Below are 18,497 nucleotides of genomic sequence, written 5' to 3' on the forward strand. Positions count from 1 at the left end.
GGTGACAAGATACAAATGTTTACAGCCATGGTTGCTTGTTGGCTTAGTTTTGCTGAAAATCACTCTTAGTGGCTAATTCAGCTGTGGCAAAAGTATTACCCCTTGGTATAGCTAAAAGTCTAGCGACTACTTGTACTAAATGATTAGCTAAAAGGACAGGGTGTACAGCAAAAGGTGTAGTTGTTTTGGCGGGCTAGCCAAGGTTATCCACACTTGGTCTGCCAAAGTAGCGGCTAACAATATGAAGTTGTGATCGGTAGTTATAAACGGACTAAAAACGAGCAGTGAGGAGTTGGAGCAAATGGCGATAGATCATCAGCGCCGTAATCTAGTGATTGGCATAGCGGCTGGTAGCGTAATGCTGTCGGCAGGAGGCTGGTTTGCCATTGATGGCAACGACAAGCCGTTAACTATCGCTGCAGCGCTTGCTGAGCTAGATAAGCTACTAGCTGCTTATGCCAACAACAACGCTTCAGTTAATGGTGAGTGGGACTTGGCACAAATGCTCAATCACTGCGCTCAGAGTGTGGAATATTCACTAAGTGGGTTTCCTGAGCATAAGTCTGATTTATTCAAACACAGTGTTGGTGCATTAGCGTTTACAGCCTTTGCTGCCAAGGGGCGCATGACTCACGGGTTAAGCGAGCCTATTCCTGGCGCGCCAATGCTCGCTGCTGGTGGCTCAGTCGCTGCAGCTGCGCAGCGATTTAAAGCATCCCTTGCTCAGTTTCATAGCTTTAGCGGCATGCTCACGCCGCATTTTGCTTACGGTTATTTATCGAAAGCTCAGTATGAGCAGGCGCACGTGATGCACTTTTACAATCATCTGACGCAAGTGGCTCATCACGGCTAGCTTGTTGAGTCTGCTCTGGGTTCGCCTCTTGGGTTTGCCCCGCTTGAGCCGTAAAAAACCAGCTAGCCCGGCGCTGCCTAGCTCTTTGTGGCCAGGCTCTTTGGCGTCGGTGATTACTACTCATTACTTTTAAACTGACTGCTGGCGTGTTGCAGTTGCTCCGTTAGCTCGGCAAGCTCCTGACTTTGCAGCGCAACCTGATTGGCAATTGCGGTCACATGCTGCCCCACTGAGTCTATTTGCGCTAAGCCTTCGGTCAATTCGGCTGTGGCACCCGCTTGTTCCTGACTGCCTTGGGCAATGGCATCAAGCTGCTCTGCCGAGGTCGTTACCTGCTCAACAATATTGGCAAATACTGTGGCAGTTTGGTCTGCAATTTGATTGCCCTCAGCCATTTTCTCAAGCGAATGATTCACCAGTGAAGATGTCTTATTTGCCGCTTGAGCACTGCGTGATGCAAGGTTTCTTACCTCATCAGCCACCACTGAAAAACCCCGACCAAACTCGCCTGCGCGCGCCGCCTCGATGGCCGCGTTTAACGCTATGAGGTTAGTTTGCTCGGCAATATTGGTGATCTCTTTCATGATGTCGGCGATCTGTGCGCCTGAGTCATTGATAGCTTGCAGTGACTCAGTTAGCTGGCTGATATGGACATTACCTTCCTCTGCCGCGGTTAGCGTTTGTTGTCCCTGTTGATTCATTTGCATCGCTGATTGCGCGGTAAGCTGAATTTGGCTATCAATCTCTTGTAGCGCTGCGCTGATTGAAGATACTGATGCTAGTTGTTCGGTTGCACCCTCAGCAAGGTGTTGACCGTCATTGTTTAGTGACTCAGTGGCGCTAGATACTTGCATGCTGGTGGTTTTAACTGAGCTGACCAAGGTTTTAAGGCTGGCTTGCATGCTTGTTAGTGCTTGCCCTAACACATCATGTTTACTGGCATGTCGAATCTGATGCATCAACTCACCATGGGCAATGCGCTGGGCCGTGCGCACTTGATGCTGCTGGTTGTCGATAAGTCGTTGCATGGCGTTCGCCATATGCCCAAGCTCGTCCTTGCGATTAAGCTGCATGCGCCATTTGTTTTGGTCGAGGTGGTGTAATTCAATATCGCCGTCTGCCAAATCATCTGCGGCAGCGGTAATGGTCGATAACCCCTGGGTGATAATGCCGACGAGTTTGATGACAACAAAAACCATAATGATGATGGCTAATATCGCGATGAAAGCTGCGCTTGAGCTCAGTGCGGTAAAGCTATCATCTAGCACCTGTTGCTTGGTTGCTGTGATTATGTACCAGCCAGTTGTTGGCTCTCGATGGCTAATCGCCAAATACTCAATGCCGTTGTCACTAAAGTTATGCTGCACACCCGTTTGGCGACAGAGCTTGTCGAAGTGTGGTTGCGACTTAGTTTGCATATCTCGATAAGCAAGCGGTTGGCAATCTTGGGTAAGGATAAATGCATAGCTATTAGGTGATTCTTGAGTGACATCCACGTGTTGCTGATAAAAGTTATTCAGCGGTACGCTTAAGAAAATACTGCCGCGAGTGCTGCCCGTTTCAGACCTTATTTGTTTGGCAAAGCTAATCAGCAAGGTACCATCAACTCGACTAGCACGTGGTGAAGATATAACGATCTCATTGGTTGACTGCGCCTGCTGTACATAAGACAAGTGACCATAGTCTTTGCCTACTCGAGCTGGGTTTGACGCAGCGATAGCCGTGCCATCTTGATTAAGGATGGCGATATTGCGATAGCCATAACTATCGGCAACACTGGCAAAATGCGCCGATGCGTGAGCTTGTTTGGCACTTGTTGTAAGCGCATCGGTCACAACCGGGCTGTTAGCGAGGGATGACAGCATTTGCCGGTTACTGTCGACCCAGTAAGCAATGGATTTGGCAATTAACCCTTGCTTGGCTTCAAGCTGTTCAAGGGCGTTTTGCTGCATAGCATTGATGCTTAAATAGATGGTAAAAGCAGCAACAGTAAGCAGACCAAATGCCACATTGGGCAGCAGAAACAGATTGAACCGAGAGCGCAAATTCATAGCAACATCCTCTAGCTAACAACAAATCAAAGCGCGGGTGGCACGCGATTTATATCACCACCTGATTGAACAGGTTTTGCACCACAAACAAACCAATAAAACAGGCAATCGCTGACATAATAGGGGTGATTACCCAACCCATTAATACCCGTCCCAACACTTTCCACTGCACTGGCAGTCGCTTAAGCAGTGCAATACCGATGACAGCGCCGATCACCGCTTGTGAGCTAGACACTGGCACCAATGGAATGGCAGGTAAGCCGATATCAACAAAGGCGTTAGACAGGGATTGCGACGAGAAGATAAACAGCACAATTGAGTGCGCCATGACCACAACCCAGGCGGTAACTGGTGTCATGGAAATGAGGTTGTCGCCCACAGTCATCATCACTTTTTTAGAGTAAGTAAATACCCCAACGCTGATGGCAACTGCGCCGATAAAGAACAGCTGCATTGCGGCGCTAAACTCAATGTTGAACAACTCAATTGGGTCAAGTGGCGTACTGGTGACAAACACGCCCATTACGTTGGCAATGTTGTTGGCACCTAAACTGTAAGAGCCAAAGGCACCAGCGAGAATAAGACCGATACGCGTCCAATTGTCGAGTTGGAACATACCTGGGCGAATCAGCTTAATCGCTTTGTTGATGCCCATGTATAACAGCACTGCAGTAATGGCAGCGAGAATTGGGCACATTACCCAGGTGCTGAGAATTTTAGTCAGTACCGCCGAGTCAGTGGGCATGCCACTGAACAGGTTCCAACCTATGATCGCGCCAACAATAGACTGACCGGTCGACACAGGTAGGCCAGCCTTGGTCATCAGGTAAACAGTGGTTGCCGCTGAAAGCGCCACGGTAAAAGCACCGCCAATGGCCGAGACTTTACCCAGTGCGCCTAAGGTGTGTGATGCACCAGCGCCACTAATCACGGCGCCAAGAATGACCATTACTGAGCAAATAAGCGCTGCGGTGGAGAATTTAACCATTTTGGAACCAACTGCGGTGCCAAATACATTGGCAGCATCATTGGCGCCCAGTGACCAACCGAGAAACAGGCCGCTGGAGAGGAAAATCCAGATTGCAATATCCATAGTTTCTCCCATTACTGTGCACGTTTAAGGGTGAAGATAGATATGCGGTCGCTGATGTCTTCGGCTAGGTTGGCTACTCTGTCAATGCGGTCGAAAAAGTAACGTAACTGTACCTTTTGCATTAACGGAATATCGAGATTAAACAAGTGGGTTTTTACCCGGGTGCAGGCTTCATCAGCATCAGTTTCAAAGGCGATGACTTTTTGGTGATACTCTTGCACGCGCTGAAGATCGGTGAAGTAGCTTTTGGCACAAAGTATGGTGTGGTCTATGGTGTCAGCAATGGTAGCAATTTGCGCCAGCACATCTTCATGTAATTCGTACGGAATGGCTGGTCGTTCAATTTTAAGGTGTAAGCCTACGGTTTCCTGGCGATTAATGAGTCTGTCGGTCTGCTCAATTAGCGAGGCAACATCTGATCGTAAGTCTGGAATTAAGGTTTTGCGGTAAAGGGTTTGTTCAATTTCGCGTTTTAGCTTGTCGGCTTGATGTTCAATAGCTTGCAGTTTGGCGAGTGCATCAGTGAATTGTTCGCTGTCTGCGCCGTATTTTAAATAGCTTTTCCATAGCAGGGTGAATTGATGGTGGGATAAAGTGACCTGATCCAAAAATAGGTACACTTTAGTTTCTGTAGAGCTGCTTTTAGACAGCAAAGAGCTGAGCCGAGAAAAACCAAACATGGCATCTCCTTATAGTTATTGTGATGGGAGGAAGAGCAGGTAAGCCATCATGGGAGCGGTAGATAGCTTACCTGCTGGGGGAGAACCAGATTTACTGGAACGCTTTACTCATTTTGAAGGTTGAACCTGTTTTAGAACCCTGGTGACCAGCCTCAAAGCCGACTTGCTCTACTTTATCTGAAAGGTATTTATAGGCTTGCTCTAGGCGATCTTTGTCTTTAGCACTGCCTTTAAATGAAAACTCAGTAAAGCTGATGCGAGGGCGACGGTAGTATGGTGTCCATACTTGAAAGTCAATTTCTAGGTCGTCAAAGCGTTTATCGTCTAATGCTCCCTCCCAGCCATGGGTGCGCATGACGAGTGTTTGTTTAAGGCTTTGCTTATTTTTCTGGTAAATGTCGCTTACCAATGCCCAGGCAGCCTTGTTCTTTTTAATCACTTCAAAAACCTTGGCGTAGTCGACTTTCTTAACATCAATTTCACCTGGTGAGTACGGCACATCGTAGCTAACACTGTACTTAGCCTGATCGTTAGTGAAGTCAATTTCTGCTTTGCGATAGTTCGATACATCCCCAAAGCCTTCAGGATTATCAGCACGCAGTTTTACGGTGATTTTGCTCTTGCGAGGCTTAGTTACATGCTCACGCACTCTGATGCTGATGTCGTTAGCTTTAAAAGCGCGATCAGGTGTGTCTAGGTAAGTCACCAGCTTGACTGACACATCGTTATCAAAGTCTATAAAGTCGAATGCTTTCTTAAACTCTGGCGTAATAGTGTCAGTTGCATAAGGTAAGGTCTTACCAACACCTGTGTTGACGTGGTACTCCAGTGAGGTAAACGCATCTGGCGATAGTGCGTATGCATTGGCGCCCAAACAGAGGTTCACCAACCCAATTAACAGTAGATTGTTTCTCATGTGTGCCTCCTAATTAGAATGCGTATTGCAGACGGGCTTGGAATACATTGCCATCTTGCTCGTAGACCATGTTGCCGTTGATGTCTTCAAAGGCTGTTTCATAGTCCGCCTGAGTGTGGACGTAGTTAAACTGGGCTTTAAGGTTATTTTCTAGATACCAGTTCACACCAAGTACATAGTCGGTTTTTTTACCACCATCAACACCAGCATCTGTATCGGTAAAGTCAGCAATATCGATACGTGCGGCTAATTCCCAGGCGCCCCAGCCACCGGCAGAAATTGCGTTGTCTGGCTTAGCCGTTTTAAATACGCCTTTCTTGCCACTGTAGCCCCACTTTTCACCAGTTAAGGTGTACACAGCTTGAATGTATCCAGCGTTTACGGAAATCGACTCTTCACCTTCTACTGCATCGGTTTTAGCTATTGCGTATTCACCTTGAATTAATAAGTTGCGGTGCTGATAAGCAGCTTCAATACCATAGTGCTGAGTTGATTCAGCTTTCACTTTGCCTGTATCGATGATGCGACCTGTCGCCTTAGTATTTGGGCGGGCACGGTAACGAACTTTTTGGGTGTAATCATTGGTTTTGGTGTAAAGGCCACTCGCGCCAAGGTGTAATAGGTGGTCGCTATTTTTGATTGGGGTATAGGTGATGCGACCATTTAAAACGTCGAGTTTTTCATTTTCGTCATCGTCATTCAGTAGTGCGGTTACACCGTAGCCTAGTGTGAAGTTATAACCGTCGCCTTTATAAAGCCAAGATGCACCTACTGCGCGATCAGGTGAGAAAGTATCGGTACTCGCACGCTCTAGGAACGCTAAGTTTTTAGAGCTGCCAGTCGCCTCCATACCGTAGCCAAATTTTTGGAAACCCAATTTGATCTCAGAGTTTTCAAAGCCGCGATAGTTTACATTCGCATCTTTGACTTCAACTTCTGAAGCGCCATCAAAATCAAACTCTAGCGAGTATTTCCAAACGTTTGAGAAATAGCCTTCGACGCCAAAGCGCACACGGCGGAAACTCACTTCATCAAAACCTTCAGTGTATTCACGATCATCGCCCGTGTAGAAAGGATCAGCGTTGACATAGTCCATTTGAATCCGGCCGGTAAACTGCATCGTTGATTGACCATCTTTAGAAATTAACTCTGGTGATGGGTCACCAGTTTTAAACTTAACGCGGTCGGTACTTTTGGCTGCGTCTTTCGCTTCGATGAGCTCAACTTCAAGTTGATTTAGTCGTTCTTCTAGTTCATTGATGCGGTCTGACTCAGAGGCAACAGCCGAGGTTGACAGGCAAAGTAACGTTGCCGAAATGGCAAGGGCAACACGGTTAGGAGCAAACACATTTTTCTTCATCATAATAATTATCCTTATGTAACTGCTTGTGTTAACGCTGTGTAAAAAATTGTTCCTGCTGTATGGCTAAATAGTAGAGATATTGTTTGTGAAAAAACTTGATCTATGTCTACTAATTTCAACTTAATCGTACAATTAATTTAAAACTTCTACATTTTTTGTTTGATTGAGTATTCATAGTTAAATGTCTGGTTTTATTGTCAAAAACTGCAGGAAAAAGTAGGCTTGTCCGTGCTTTGGAGGTAATAAGCACAGTAAAAGGAATGTAATGCTGTTTAGGTGTGTTTCTAGTTAGTTTTGTTGGTGTCTAGTCTGTTAACTCCATGTATTCCCTTGCGGCTTGCCGATACGCGAAAATGCGCGTATTCAGGCTTACCATCATTAATTTGGCTAATAAGTAGATAGAGATAGTGAGTTTTATGTACTGGGATCATCTTTATCTGCTTAGCATCATAGAAATGATGATTACTTAAAATCTTAGGTAACGCCCTTAACGATTTGCTTAAGTTTATTGTCAGTTCATCTATAAACTTTTCTGTTTTTTGTTTGCGTTTATAAGTACTAAAAAAGTAACGGCGTTGATAAACCCAATGGGCTTTGTCACTAAATTCATTTAAAGGTCGGTGTTTTAACACCGCTTGGAGTGCTTTAGGCAATTTGCGGCTTGATTGCCTGAAGAAGCTTTCTTTTACGTCCACAATCAGGTGCTTACTATTGCCCTGATACAGGCGAAAATGATGTTGAAAGTATTTGGACGAGAACTGCTGTAATAGGTACTGTCGGCCTAGCTCCTTGATACGGTCTTTGAAAATGTAAGACAGCACCAGTGAGAAGAAAAAGGGCGTAGAAAAATTGCCAAATATTTTTTGGGTGGCAAATGCAACAGCGGTAGCAAATGCCATGGCAAGGGCGGCAGCTACACCAAATATCAGCTGCTCGGCGACTTGACCGTTTTTAAGCATTTTGCTGCTGACTTTATAAGGGCTGTGGATCACTTTGCGCCCTAAATGCAACTTGTTAAGTAAGCGCTCACGGCCATGTTCAGACTCATGGTGCAACTTAATGTGCTGTTGCTGCGCTAATTGGCTGTGCTTGGCGATTAAGCTTTCTAGCATGCTAGATGGTGTAGATTTTTGCTCTCGCAGCAGCGCCTGATAATAGTAGTAGCTGACTTGCTGCAGGCTAAGGGTGTATAGCCTGGTATCTGTCAGTCGGCTTGGGTTGTCATGTATCGAAATAAATGACTGAATCAGTTCATCAAACTGCTTTAGCTCGCTGGTGGATGCGCTAAGCAACAAGATGCGTAAGTCGGTAATAAAATGCGATAACGCTTTGCGGTAACGTTGCACATTGTCTTGTGCTTGGGCATAAGCGGTTTGCTTAATTGCTAACAATGCTTGACGCATCGCCTCAATACTTGGCGGCGTAGTAGAGGTAAGTAACTGCTTGTGCATGAGTGCATGGTAGAAGCCATGCGGGTCGAGCATGTCGCTATTCTCAGCCAATCGAGTGGGAAGAAAAAAGTGTACCTTGAGTTGAGCATGTTTAACGGCAGGGGAAAAATCCGTCTTAATGCTCAGATGGTACTGATCGGCCTGAGAAAGCGACAATGACATCAGTGCTTACCAGCTAGTGTATGGCTGTTTCATAAGCATTGAATTGTAGTAGCGAGCATCACCAGTGACTTCTTCACCTAACCAGCTCGGCTTGTTCACTTGTTGATCTTCGCTTTGTAGTTCAACTTCGGCAACTACTAGGCCTTCATTGCTTTGGTAGAATTCATCTACCTCAAAAATATGACCTTCGTACTCAACTAAATAGCGGGTTTTATCGATTACGCCTGGCTCGCAGATTTTAAGTAGATCTTGTGCTTCTGCTACTGGGATTTCGCTTTCCCACTCGTAGCGTGACGCGCCAGACTCATTACCAATACCTTTAATGGTTAAAAAGCCTTTATCGCCCTTAACGCGTACGCGTACTGTGCGCTCAGGTACTGAGCTTAAGTAGCCTTGAATAATACGCACTTGGCGAGCTGCGATAGCTTTAAAATCTTCGTTTTTTACCAGATACTTTCGTTCAATTTCTTGTGCCATGTTTGCCTCCTTATTAGTTTGCTAGTGGCAGGTTTTTCATGCCAATCACACGCTTGATGGCTTGCAGGTAGTTAATATTCTCTACCCCTTCTAGCTTGACGTCTTTAATGGTTTTTTGAATGTCTTCAAGTTCAGTTGACTCACTGTTAATGCTGACAATCTTGGCACCGTTTACCAGTACATTTGCAACTTCACAAATCGTGTTGTTCACCATGTAGCCATAGCGTTCTTTGTGAATTTTTACTGCTTGTAAGTCTGGGTGGTCATTGATTAGACCGATAAAGGCGTCGAAGCTGTATTCTTCTTGTGTTAATTCTGGGATGTCGACGATAAACGCTGGGAAGATTTCTTCAACCAGGCGCTTTTTAGTAATTGGGAATTCCGCTTTTAGCTTAGGGTCCCACTGTTCAAGGCCGTCTACTGTTTGAACATACGCTTTGATGTCCATCTTGCCGTCGCGGATTTTAGTGTTATTTAAGTCATTAGTGCGCGACATAATGTAAATCTCGTCACTTTCACGGTGCCACACTTTTTCTGGTACGGGTTGAGACAAACGTGCCATACGCTCTGCTGACTCAGCGAAGCTTTGACCAAAAGTACGGAACTCGAAGCGTGGTTTTGAAATCTCACCGATTTTTAACTCTGACATATTTGTAATCCTTTATTTGAACGTGTTTTGAATAGGAGCGTTATTACAGTAATGAGATTAGCGATAAAAAAACTCGATCTAGATCAATATTTTTAATTATTAGTTTTAACCTAATCTTACAGTTGCTTGCAGGTGATGTGTTTAAATTGTTTTTATTTACCTGATTTTTAATGGTTTTTATTTCTCCGCTTATTGCTGTTTTGTTTTAAAAATATTTTTTAAATAAAACTAGATTGTTATTTTGTTGATCTTGATCGGCTTTTTGTCGTAACAAAATCTGTATGGTTATCCCAACATCATTTGTTGAGGGAATGAGAATAATGAAAAACGAAAATATCTCCCAAGTAGACCCATTGGATATGAGTCAATATCGGATGGAAAACCTACCGGTAAGAAGTAAAAGTAACTTTGAACAATGGCTGGCTAGGGCAGGTATTTGGATAGCGCTTGCCGCGTTTACTTGTATTCTCATGTCAGATCCTGCGTCTTTCTTGGTTAACTTTGACCCTGAGATGCTAAGTAAAACCGCAATGGCCAACTTTCAGGAGTACGGCCTAGAAATGTTTAGCGCTAAGGGTAATGCCATGATGGCTATCTTCTGTGCGGCGGTCATTTTGTGGATTACTGAGCCATTCCCTAACTACTTGACCTCATTGATGGTGATTATCGCCATGGTGCTAACGGGTGTATTACCAGAGAAAGTTGCCTACGCTCAGCTTGGTCACAAGATCATGTGGTTAAACATCTTGTCATTTGTGCTTGCGTCTATGCTAGTGACATCAGGTGCGGCGAAGCGCTTTGCCCTATGGTTTATTTGCCGCTTTGGTACCAGTGCAACGCCTATTTTTTACAGCTTTATGGTGATCAACCTGGTGCTGTCAGCATTTATTTCTGCAACCACGGCAAAAGCGGCGATCTTAATGCCTATCTTCATGGTAATTGCGGCTGTATATGGTGCGCGTGGCGGCGATAATAAAAATAATTTTGGTCGTAACCTTGTGTTGCAAAACTTGCTGCAAATTAACCTGTGTGCCGGCGCTTTTGTGACCGGTTCGGGCGCTAATTTACTGGCTGCAAGCTTAATTGCCGGTGCCATTGGTGGTAGCTTCTTCTTTGCAGACTGGATGATAGTAGCGCTGCCAATTGTGGTGGCGATGATTATTGTTGGCTGGTTGATTGGTACGCGTATTTTCTTCCCACTCGCGCCAGAGGAAAGACTGCCTCAAATTGAAGGTGGTATGGAGCGCCTGCAACAAGAGCTACTGAAGATGGGCAAGGTGTCAGTGCGCGAAATTAAGTCACTGGTTATCTTTATTACTATTTTGGTGTTCTGGGCAACTGATAAATACCACGGTGTCAGCGCTACAGCTGTGGCCTTTATTGGTGCGATTGTGGCATTGATGCCGCGCATTGGTGTGGTTAACTGGAATGAAGTCGACGTACCTTGGCATTTACTCTTGTTCTCAGCAGGTGCGTATACTTTGGGCGCGGGTTTCAAACAGACAGATTTACCCAACCTAGTGGTTAACTTTGGTCTGGAGTACTTTGGCTTAGATGATAAAACACCATTTAGTGTGTTCTACATCGCACTCACAGGGGCAATGCTGTTAAGCTCGCTGGTATTCCAGTCGAAAACCATGCGTACCATGTTGTTCGTACCGATTGCGATAGGTATCGCCCAACGTTTTGATTTCCCCGTGATGAGCTTGGCGCTTCCGGTCGCTCTACTTATTGAGCATGTTTATGTTCTGCCATTTAACAGTAAACCTGCGTTATTGCTTTATTCAACTGATCATTACAGTTTGAGTGACACCTTTAAGTTTGGCTTTACCATGCTAATGATAGGTTGGGTGGTCAGTATTTTAATGGGCGAAACCTGGTTCAAATGGTTAGGCTATACCCCTAATGGTGTCTTCTGGTAAATACGAGCGCGTACGTATTCAAATGTGACTGTAGTTACTAAGTTAGCATCAAGTTACAAAAAAGTGGTTTAGATCATAGTGTTGGTTGTTCTATATTTTGTATGTTTATATAGAAACTAATGCAATGAGCTAAACCCTTTTTCGGTTTTTACCAAAGCTCATTTTCTGAGGTGACTTTGCACTATATGCAGCCGTTGTGAGATTTTTGAGAGATAGAATTATGAGTGCTAAGAGTAACGAAATTCGCAGTAAGTTAGCTTTGCTTCAATTGGCTGAGGAGCTAGGTAGCATCAGTAAAGCCTGTGAAATCATGGGCTACAGCCGAGACAGCTATTACCGTTTTAAGAAACAATATCAAACTGCAGGCGAGCGTGGCCTGAAGAATCTATCTCGAAAAAAGCCTGCGATTAAGAATCGTCTGTCACCAGAGGTAGAAGAGCAGGTCATCGAAATCGCCCTCGATTACCCAAATTATGGCCAGGCAAAGGCGGCAGAAATTCTGACAGCAAGAGGTTGCCCTATTTCTGCCAGTGGTGTGCGTACCATTTGGGTCCGACATAATTTAGAGACCAAGAAGAATCGCCTCATTGCCTTGCATGCAAAGGCGCTGCAAAAGGGTGATGATGCTGCTCAGCAATATGAGCAGTTGCATCAAATCGACCCCGCTGATCCTATTTTTGATTGTCTGTCTCCCGGTGACACTTGCGTGCAGGATACCTATGCGCTGGGTGATATTGCGCCCCTAGGTGAGCTGTACCAACACACTTTTGTTGATGGTTACAGCCAGTATGCCCATGCGTGGATTTCAACTGAGGCGGACTCTAGTGCTGCGGTTAAGTTTTTACAGCAACAGGTTTTGCCTTGGTATCGCGAGCATAAGATTGACATCACCACCATTCTTACCGACCGTGGTACTGAATTCTCTGGCAGGAAAGCCGCGCCGTTTAAAGATGCGCTAGAAGCGCTGAATATTAGCCATGTGCAAATGCGTGCATATAACGGCCCAGTGGTGAATGGTCTTGCGGCGCGTTTTCAAACTCAGGCATTTAACGAGTTTTACGAGCCATTTTTAAAAGCCAATATGATTGAGAGCATTGAGCAGCTAAACGTTCAGTTGCAGTTATGGTGTGAAGATTACAACCACAATCAGTCGATATCGGGTCGCTATACACTAGGGCGCACAGCCGTTGAGGTGATGGGGCTTAAGTAGTGCTTAGTTAAGTTATTCTTTCTCAAAAAAACCACTCCGAAAGTCATCGTGAGTGGTTTTTTATTTAGCGGCTTACATTTTGCAGCTAGCGCGTAAGCCGTTCATCGAGCTTATTGAACAGCCAGTGAGCGAGTTGTTGTTGGCTTTCCTCATACTGGTCATTCTTATCAAGCTCCGCGATATCAAACGGGCACGCATCGGCAAATGCCTGTTGTAAGGCATGCATTTGCAGCGTATCCCATTCGGGGTGAAACTGGATGCCGAGAATATGGCTATTTTGGTAGATTTGCTGCTTACAAGCGCTTGAGCTGGCAAGAATTTGCAGCGAATGTTTGGCAAGTATCGATGCGCTAAATTCAAAGCCTTGTTCATGCCACTGCGGCACCATTAAATGTGTGGGTGTATCGCTGATCAAGTTTACTGAGTGCCAGCCATTTTCAGCTTGCTCAAGCGCATAAACGGTTGCCCCTAGTTCACTGGCAACCAACTGCGCACCAAGGCATATAGCAATGATTGGCTGTTTGTGGGCGATTAGCCTCGCAATAACTTGTCGTTCAACTGCCATCCACTGCGGGTTATCCTCAACATTCATCGGCCCGCCAAGGATCACCACGGCAAGGTAATCCTTTATTATTTGCTCAGCTTTTTGTTCAGCCAATTGCTCGGCTACTTGCTCAGTAACTTGTCCGAGATGAGGCGCTGGCGAGAAAAAGCTATCTGCCATGACGCAATTAAGCTTAACACCACTTTGCTGGGCCCAATCCTTAATCCGCCCAGGCCCTTCGGCGCTATGGTGTTGAATGACTAGAATCGACCTATTCATTAGCGTAACTCGTTTAGCTCTAGGTAAATCGGCTCAATGTTCACAGTGTTGTTGGTGTTAGTTAGGGCCTGCTGTAGCTCTTCAGCGCTTGCGTGTAGCTGCTCTTTGCTGAGGTTAATTGAGATTTTAGCTGGCAGCTCAGCACCATTGCTTGAAACACGCACTAGTTGGTCTGCATCTGGGCGGCTTTGTAGGTGTTTAATGTAGAAAAAGCTGCTTGCATCTGCGTTGTTACCAATGGCGATATAGTTTGCGCGAGTAGGTTTTGGTTTGCCTTGCGTCATATCAAGCACGTTAAACAACAGCATATTGTCGATAGTCGCTGTTACCTGTGAGTGCTGCTTGTTGCCGCCACGCTCAAAGTGTCCTTGTACTACATCAAGGGTTAATTGTGTCATTGGCTCGGCGGAATTAGGCGTTAACCTTGCAAGATCGAACTTTTGCGGCACGATAGTCCAAACCTGGTTGGTTTGCGCAAGCTGTTTGTGTAGTTGTTGATTGAGGCCGTTGTCTGTAAAGCTCAGCTTAAACACCACTTGGGCGTTATGAGGGGCATGAAACATTGGTAAATGAGATGCGTAAATACCCGCATCATTGGCGAACAGTAACATGCCATGTAAGCCCATGCTGGTAGGCATTTCGTGTTTATTTTCTAAGTGCTGGTGTTGTGAATGCTGTTGATGTGAGTGCTGAGGCTCATTGGCCAGAGCTAAAGGGTTAGTGGCTAGGTAAATCACCAGTGTGGCAATAAGGTTTAAGACAATTTGAGTACTAGTACGCGGCATGTGTGGCTCCTATCTGTTAATTGAAATCAGATGGGGCCGTCCCCGAATGGTGACAGTGAAAATGGGCTGGTTAGATTCACTGTTGAGGTCGTCCTCAGATACAAGGGTCTGTTGATCTTTCAAGATTTTATTAGCAAAGAACAACAGACCCTAATGTTACGAGTGTTTCACTTGTATCTCAAGTGTTGTGTTTTTGCGCATGCTATCAGGCAGATCATTTCCTTTTTTAAATCATGCTCAAAGCTCGTAGTAGTCATTTTGGAACCCATTCCAAAACGCTAATCGACTAGCAAAAACGGCTAAATTGTAACCAAGTTTGTAAATCCATACTTTACCTAAGGTTACTTAGGGAGATCCTATGACAGTTCCCGTTTTGGAACTGGTTCCAGTTTTACCATTATCTCGTCAACAAATAATCAATAAGAGGACGGGGACAGATGAGTAAAGTAAATTTGCTGGAACGTCGTAACTTTATCAAGGGCATGGGTGCAGCAGCTGGTGCAGCTGGTATGGCTATGGCAGCGCCAGCAATGGCAGTGTCGCAGTCGGCTAACGGGGTAAAGTGGGACAAAGAAGTTGAGATTGCCATTATCGGTTCAGGCTTTGCAGGCTTAGCAGCTGGTATTGAGTCTATGCGCTTGGGCGCGAAAGATGTGCATATTTTTGAAAAGATGTCGTACTTCGGTGGTAACTCTGCCATTAACGGCGGTCTGTTCGCTGCTCCTGGCACGCCAATGCAGAAAAAAGAAGGCGTGAATGATTCAGTTGAGCGCATGGTACAAGATCAGCTTAAAGCAGGTCGTGGTATTGCTGACGAAGCCTTGTTGCGTCACGTAGCTGAGCACGCAGTTGAAGCGCTGCAAATGACCTTTGATGCGGGTAGTGAATATCACCCATACCTACAACAGCTTGGTGGTCACTCGGTTGCACGTACTTACCAAACCACAGTGAGTTGTGGTGCAGGTATCACTCAGCCTCTACTAAAAGAGTGTCGCAAATTGGGCGTACAAACCCATAACCGCGCTAAGTTTGAAGGCTTCCTAGTCAATGATGAAGGCAAAGTGGAAGGCTTTAAGATTCGTCAAGGCTACTACTTTGGTGAAGAAGACACTGGCAAGCTGATGCATATTAAAGCTAAGCGTGGCGTATTAATGGCGACCGGTGGCTTTGCTCAGAATGTCAATTTACGTATGGCCCAAGACCCAACATTAACGGCAGAAGTAGGTTGTACTAATGCTCCAGGTGCAACTGGTGAAGGTATGTACGAGATGTTCCGTCTTGGTGCCATCCCTGTCCACTTAGCACATATTCAATCTGGCCCTTGGGCATCGCCAGATGAAGGTGGCTTTGGTTATGTATCAAACTATTCGATTTACAACTTCCCACATTCAATGGCGGTTAACTGCTTAACCGGTGAGCGTTTCATGAATGAGATTGCTGACCGTAAAACTCGTGCTGATGCTGAGTTAGCCTGTCGTGATAAGCAGGGTAACCCATTACCTCCAATCTTGATTACTAGCTACAAAGACTCGAAAAAACACCCAAATACCAAGAAGGTAATTAAGTACAACGTGGGCTGGAAGTTCGACTCTGTAGAAGAGCTAGCCAAGCACTTTAATGTGCCGCTAAAACCGTTAAAAGCTCAAATCAAGGAATACAACCAATACGTTAAGTCGGGCAATGACGCGCAGTTTGGTAAAAACATGACCAAGGCTAAAGGCAAGTACATTGAAGCGCCTTTCACTGTCGTTCGTTTATGGCCAAAAGTGCATTACTGCCAAGGTGGCGTACAGGTGAACACCAAAGCTGAGGTTAAAGACAGCTTTACCGGTAAGCCGATTGCGGGTCTTTACGCAGCAGGCGAAGTGTGTGGTGGTGTTCACGGTGTTAGCCGCTTAGGTAGCTGCTCTATCCCTGAATGTATGGTGATGGGCATGACCGCCGCTCGCACTATGATGAAAGCCTAACAACAGTGACTAGGAGAAAGATGATGAAAAAACTAAGCCTTGTATTCGCTGTTGCTTTAGCGAGTTTTGTAAGCTTATCTGCTCAGGCTGTTGATCAGCGTGAATACCATAAAGATGTGATTGGCAAAGATTGTAAAACTTGTCATGACCAAGGGTTGAAGAACTATCCATCTGATCAAGCTTGTACGCAGTGTCATGATGTTGATGAGCTAGCAGAGCAAACGGCCCGCAGCGAAGAAGACAAGTGGCAAAACCCTCACAACAACTTGCACTATGGTAAAGAGCTACCATGTATTGAGTGTCATGGTGAGCATGAGCCGAAAAAACCAATGTGTAGCAATTGCCACACCTTTAAGTACGATAAGCATAAATAACCTGATTTGGGTTAAGTTAATCGAACTTGAGTAGATTGTCTGCTAGCGCAGCAATCAGCAAGTGAAAAAAGCCATATCTTTGAGATATGGCTTTTTATTATGTTTATTAGATAAGACTTTGGATATTTAGGAGAGCAAAATGTGGATGCTTTACTGTCTGTGCTTCTTATGCCTGATATTCATCGGTTTATTTGTGCTAGCTGAGATTATTTTAGCGCAATAATGTTAATTGCTGTTTGGCTACCATTTTGGAATGCATTCCTTAGCTAAAATTTTTGTTAATAAGTTATTTGGCTATTTGCCTCACTCCATACTTATTGTTTCTCATATTTCTATCCCTTCGGCGGTCACTGATTGTTAAATTCAGTTGATCGCCATTTTTTTGTTATTTTTATTAGATAATTGTTGCTAATAAATGGCCAATATTTTTAGTAAATACGCCCGTGGCTAATTTTTGGAATTGATTCCAGATTTATTATGTAAAGCACATCGGTTAGATGTGAATTAATTGTACCGAATTAAGATAATAAATAGTGATGGGGATAAAGATGGACAAAAAAATAATTGCACTTTCGATACTCGCAGCTTTGAGCTCAAGTGCACAAGCAGATGATGTAGAATTTAAGTTTGGCGGTTATGTAAAAACGGATGTGATGGTCAGTGACTACAGTAATGGCGCACCATCATCAGGGCATATCTCACGTCAGTTCTATGTACCAGGCACGATTTACGGCTCACCTGGGGAAGGCAAGCAGGTTATCGATTTTCAGGCTCGTGAATCGCGCTTTAATTTTAAAACCCTAGCGGATGTAGATGGCCATAAAGTGACTGCTTTTATTGAGCTAGATTTTATGACCCATGCCGACGGTAACGAGCGCGTGTCAAACAGCTACTCGCCGCGTTTACGTCATGCATTTGTGTCTTACGACAACTGGCTGGTGGGACAAACTTGGACTACATTCCAAAATCCAAGTGCATTACCAGAAAACCTAGATTTTGTGGGCGCGGCAGAAGGCACACCTTTTGTGCGTCAGGCGCAAATCCGTTACACCAATGGCGGCTTGCAATTAGCATTAGAAACACCAGAAACCACAGTGACGCCATACACAGGTGGTAGCCGTATCGTGAGCGGCACAGGTATAGTGCCAGATGTGGTTGCGCGTTATAACCTAAAAACCGACTCAGGTGCCAAGTTCACCGCGGCGGCGCTATTGCGCCAGCTAAACCTAGATAACGCCAACTATGACGACACCGCATTTGGTTATGGTGTGAGCGTTACCGGTGTTGTGCCTGTGGGCGATGACGATATTAAATTCGCTGCTACATATGGCGATGGTATGGGGCGTTATATGGCGCTGAACTTTGTCAATGCTGCGGTATTAGATGCCACAGGACAAATGGAAACCATCAGCTCAGTTGGTGGCTATGTATCTTACCGCCATTGGTGGAATGATAAATGGCGCAGCAGTATTACAGCTTCAGGCTTTAAAGCGGATAACGATGTCATGTTAACTGGCGATCAAGTTAATGAGGAATCTTATTCAGGTTATATCAATCTGTTATATTCACCAATTAAACCATTAACTGTGGGTGTAGAATATATGCATGCAGAAAATACTAAAGTGAATGACGATAAAGGTAAGCTTGATCGAGTGATGTTCTCGGTTAAATATGTGCTTTAATCTATCTTCATTTTCGGGTTTATTGACGAGCTGCGTTTT

Annotated in this window: 16 protein-coding genes; 6 read left to right on the forward strand and 10 right to left on the reverse strand. The window is 45.0% G+C overall.

The window, feature by feature from the left end:
• Positions 1 to 301: 301 nt before the first annotated feature.
• Complete coding sequence (locus tag G3R49_RS00065; protein ID WP_245335211.1) at positions 302 to 853, forward strand: DUF1569 domain-containing protein; 552 nt, start codon at positions 302 to 304, stop codon at positions 851 to 853.
• A gap of 116 nt (positions 854 to 969) precedes the next feature.
• On the opposite strand, the gene G3R49_RS00070 is transcribed toward G3R49_RS00065, so the two are convergent.
• The 8 genes from G3R49_RS00070 to G3R49_RS00105 all read right to left on the reverse strand — a co-directional run bounded on the left by G3R49_RS00070 (position 970) and on the right by G3R49_RS00105 (position 9,695).
• On the reverse strand, positions 970 to 2,904 hold the full coding sequence (locus tag G3R49_RS00070) for a methyl-accepting chemotaxis protein (protein ID WP_167868247.1): 1,935 nt from the start codon (positions 2,902 to 2,904) through the stop codon (positions 970 to 972).
• Between the two features lie 49 nt (positions 2,905 to 2,953).
• The gene (locus G3R49_RS00075) at positions 2,954 to 3,997 is read right to left on the reverse strand and encodes an inorganic phosphate transporter (protein WP_167868248.1); all 1,044 of its coding nucleotides are present in this window, start codon (positions 3,995 to 3,997) and stop codon (positions 2,954 to 2,956) included.
• Positions 3,998 to 4,008: 11 nt separating this feature from the next.
• Positions 4,009 to 4,677 (reverse strand): DUF47 domain-containing protein, encoded by a 669-nt coding sequence (locus tag G3R49_RS00080; protein WP_130599455.1) that lies wholly within the window; start codon positions 4,675 to 4,677, stop codon positions 4,009 to 4,011.
• A 91-nt stretch (positions 4,678 to 4,768) separates the two neighbouring features.
• Positions 4,769 to 5,593: a hypothetical protein gene (locus G3R49_RS00085; protein WP_167868249.1), complete on the reverse strand. Its 825-nt coding sequence runs from the start codon at positions 5,591 to 5,593 to the stop codon at positions 4,769 to 4,771.
• A 13-nt stretch (positions 5,594 to 5,606) separates the two neighbouring features.
• Positions 5,607 to 6,956: an OprO/OprP family phosphate-selective porin gene (locus G3R49_RS00090; RefSeq protein WP_130599451.1), complete on the reverse strand. Its 1,350-nt coding sequence runs from the start codon at positions 6,954 to 6,956 to the stop codon at positions 5,607 to 5,609.
• A 284-nt stretch (positions 6,957 to 7,240) separates the two neighbouring features.
• On the reverse strand, positions 7,241 to 8,569 hold the full coding sequence (locus G3R49_RS00095) for a hypothetical protein (RefSeq protein WP_167868250.1): 1,329 nt from the start codon (positions 8,567 to 8,569) through the stop codon (positions 7,241 to 7,243).
• A gap of 6 nt (positions 8,570 to 8,575) precedes the next feature.
• Complete coding sequence (locus tag G3R49_RS00100; RefSeq protein ID WP_130599447.1) at positions 8,576 to 9,046, reverse strand: CYTH domain-containing protein; 471 nt, start codon at positions 9,044 to 9,046, stop codon at positions 8,576 to 8,578.
• Between the two features lie 13 nt (positions 9,047 to 9,059).
• Positions 9,060 to 9,695 carry a hypothetical protein gene (locus G3R49_RS00105; protein WP_130599445.1) on the reverse strand — a complete coding sequence of 212 codons (636 nt, stop codon included), beginning with the start codon at positions 9,693 to 9,695 and terminating at the stop codon, positions 9,060 to 9,062.
• Between the two features lie 320 nt (positions 9,696 to 10,015).
• On the opposite strand from G3R49_RS00105, the gene G3R49_RS00110 reads away from it, so the two are divergent.
• Positions 10,016 to 11,617, forward strand: coding sequence for a DASS family sodium-coupled anion symporter (locus G3R49_RS00110; protein WP_130599443.1), 1,602 nt, complete (start codon positions 10,016 to 10,018; stop codon positions 11,615 to 11,617).
• A gap of 220 nt (positions 11,618 to 11,837) precedes the next feature.
• A complete protein-coding gene (locus tag G3R49_RS00115; protein ID WP_167868251.1) occupies positions 11,838 to 12,827 on the forward strand; it encodes a helix-turn-helix domain-containing protein in 990 nt (329 codons plus the stop codon).
• 85 nt (positions 12,828 to 12,912) lie between these two features.
• Here the strand turns inward: G3R49_RS00115 and G3R49_RS00120 are convergent, their stop codons facing one another.
• Both G3R49_RS00120 and G3R49_RS00125 read right to left on the reverse strand, forming a co-directional pair.
• Complete coding sequence (locus G3R49_RS00120) at positions 12,913 to 13,650, reverse strand: type 1 glutamine amidotransferase (RefSeq protein WP_167868252.1); 738 nt, start codon at positions 13,648 to 13,650, stop codon at positions 12,913 to 12,915.
• A complete protein-coding gene (locus tag G3R49_RS00125) occupies positions 13,650 to 14,435 on the reverse strand; it encodes a hypothetical protein (RefSeq protein WP_167868253.1) in 786 nt (261 codons plus the stop codon). Before G3R49_RS00125 ends, G3R49_RS00120 begins: the two co-directional genes overlap by 1 nt.
• Positions 14,436 to 14,872: 437 nt before the next feature.
• Between G3R49_RS00125 and G3R49_RS00130 the strand changes: the two genes are divergently transcribed.
• The 3 genes from G3R49_RS00130 to G3R49_RS00140 all read left to right on the forward strand — a co-directional run bounded on the left by G3R49_RS00130 (position 14,873) and on the right by G3R49_RS00140 (position 18,458).
• Positions 14,873 to 16,402 (forward strand): flavocytochrome c, encoded by a 1,530-nt coding sequence (locus G3R49_RS00130; protein ID WP_130599435.1) that lies wholly within the window; start codon positions 14,873 to 14,875, stop codon positions 16,400 to 16,402.
• Positions 16,403 to 16,425: 23 nt separating this feature from the next.
• The gene (locus tag G3R49_RS00135; RefSeq protein WP_167868862.1) at positions 16,426 to 16,776 is read left to right on the forward strand and encodes a cytochrome c3 family protein; all 351 of its coding nucleotides are present in this window, start codon (positions 16,426 to 16,428) and stop codon (positions 16,774 to 16,776) included.
• Between the two features lie 548 nt (positions 16,777 to 17,324).
• Positions 17,325 to 18,458, forward strand: a complete 1,134-nt coding sequence (locus G3R49_RS00140) for a DcaP family trimeric outer membrane transporter (protein WP_167868254.1) — start codon at positions 17,325 to 17,327, stop codon at positions 18,456 to 18,458.
• Positions 18,459 to 18,497 lie beyond the last annotated feature (39 nt).

This window comes from Shewanella sp. WXL01, from assembly GCF_012263345.1.
In the GTDB taxonomy this organism is placed as follows: Bacteria; Pseudomonadota; Gammaproteobacteria; order Enterobacterales; family Shewanellaceae; genus Shewanella; species Shewanella maritima.

Bases quoted from the DNA above. Each gene is read 5' to 3' on its own strand.
- G3R49_RS00125 (WP_167868253.1), bottom strand. From the start codon at position 14,435: ATGCCGCGTACTAGTACTCAAATTGTCTTAAACCTTATTGCCACACTG.
- G3R49_RS00080 (WP_130599455.1), bottom strand. From the start codon at position 4,677: ATGTTTGGTTTTTCTCGGCTCAGCTCTTTGCTGTCTAAAAGCAGCTCT.
- G3R49_RS00140 (WP_167868254.1), top strand. From the start codon at position 17,325: ATGGACAAAAAAATAATTGCACTTTCGATACTCGCAGCTTTGAGCTCA.
- G3R49_RS00115 (WP_167868251.1), top strand. From the start codon at position 11,838: ATGAGTGCTAAGAGTAACGAAATTCGCAGTAAGTTAGCTTTGCTTCAA.
- G3R49_RS00110 (WP_130599443.1), top strand. From the start codon at position 10,016: ATGAAAAACGAAAATATCTCCCAAGTAGACCCATTGGATATGAGTCAA.
- G3R49_RS00075 (WP_167868248.1), bottom strand. From the start codon at position 3,997: ATGGATATTGCAATCTGGATTTTCCTCTCCAGCGGCCTGTTTCTCGGT.
- G3R49_RS00105 (WP_130599445.1), bottom strand. From the start codon at position 9,695: ATGTCAGAGTTAAAAATCGGTGAGATTTCAAAACCACGCTTCGAGTTC.
- G3R49_RS00070 (WP_167868247.1), bottom strand. From the start codon at position 2,904: ATGAATTTGCGCTCTCGGTTCAATCTGTTTCTGCTGCCCAATGTGGCA.
- G3R49_RS00095 (WP_167868250.1), bottom strand. From the start codon at position 8,569: ATGTCATTGTCGCTTTCTCAGGCCGATCAGTACCATCTGAGCATTAAG.
- G3R49_RS00065 (WP_245335211.1), top strand. From the start codon at position 302: ATGGCGATAGATCATCAGCGCCGTAATCTAGTGATTGGCATAGCGGCT.
- G3R49_RS00090 (WP_130599451.1), bottom strand. From the start codon at position 6,956: ATGATGAAGAAAAATGTGTTTGCTCCTAACCGTGTTGCCCTTGCCATT.
- G3R49_RS00130 (WP_130599435.1), top strand. From the start codon at position 14,873: ATGAGTAAAGTAAATTTGCTGGAACGTCGTAACTTTATCAAGGGCATG.
- G3R49_RS00085 (WP_167868249.1), bottom strand. From the start codon at position 5,593: ATGAGAAACAATCTACTGTTAATTGGGTTGGTGAACCTCTGTTTGGGC.
- G3R49_RS00135 (WP_167868862.1), top strand. From the start codon at position 16,426: ATGAAAAAACTAAGCCTTGTATTCGCTGTTGCTTTAGCGAGTTTTGTA.
- G3R49_RS00120 (WP_167868252.1), bottom strand. From the start codon at position 13,650: ATGAATAGGTCGATTCTAGTCATTCAACACCATAGCGCCGAAGGGCCT.
- G3R49_RS00100 (WP_130599447.1), bottom strand. From the start codon at position 9,046: ATGGCACAAGAAATTGAACGAAAGTATCTGGTAAAAAACGAAGATTTT.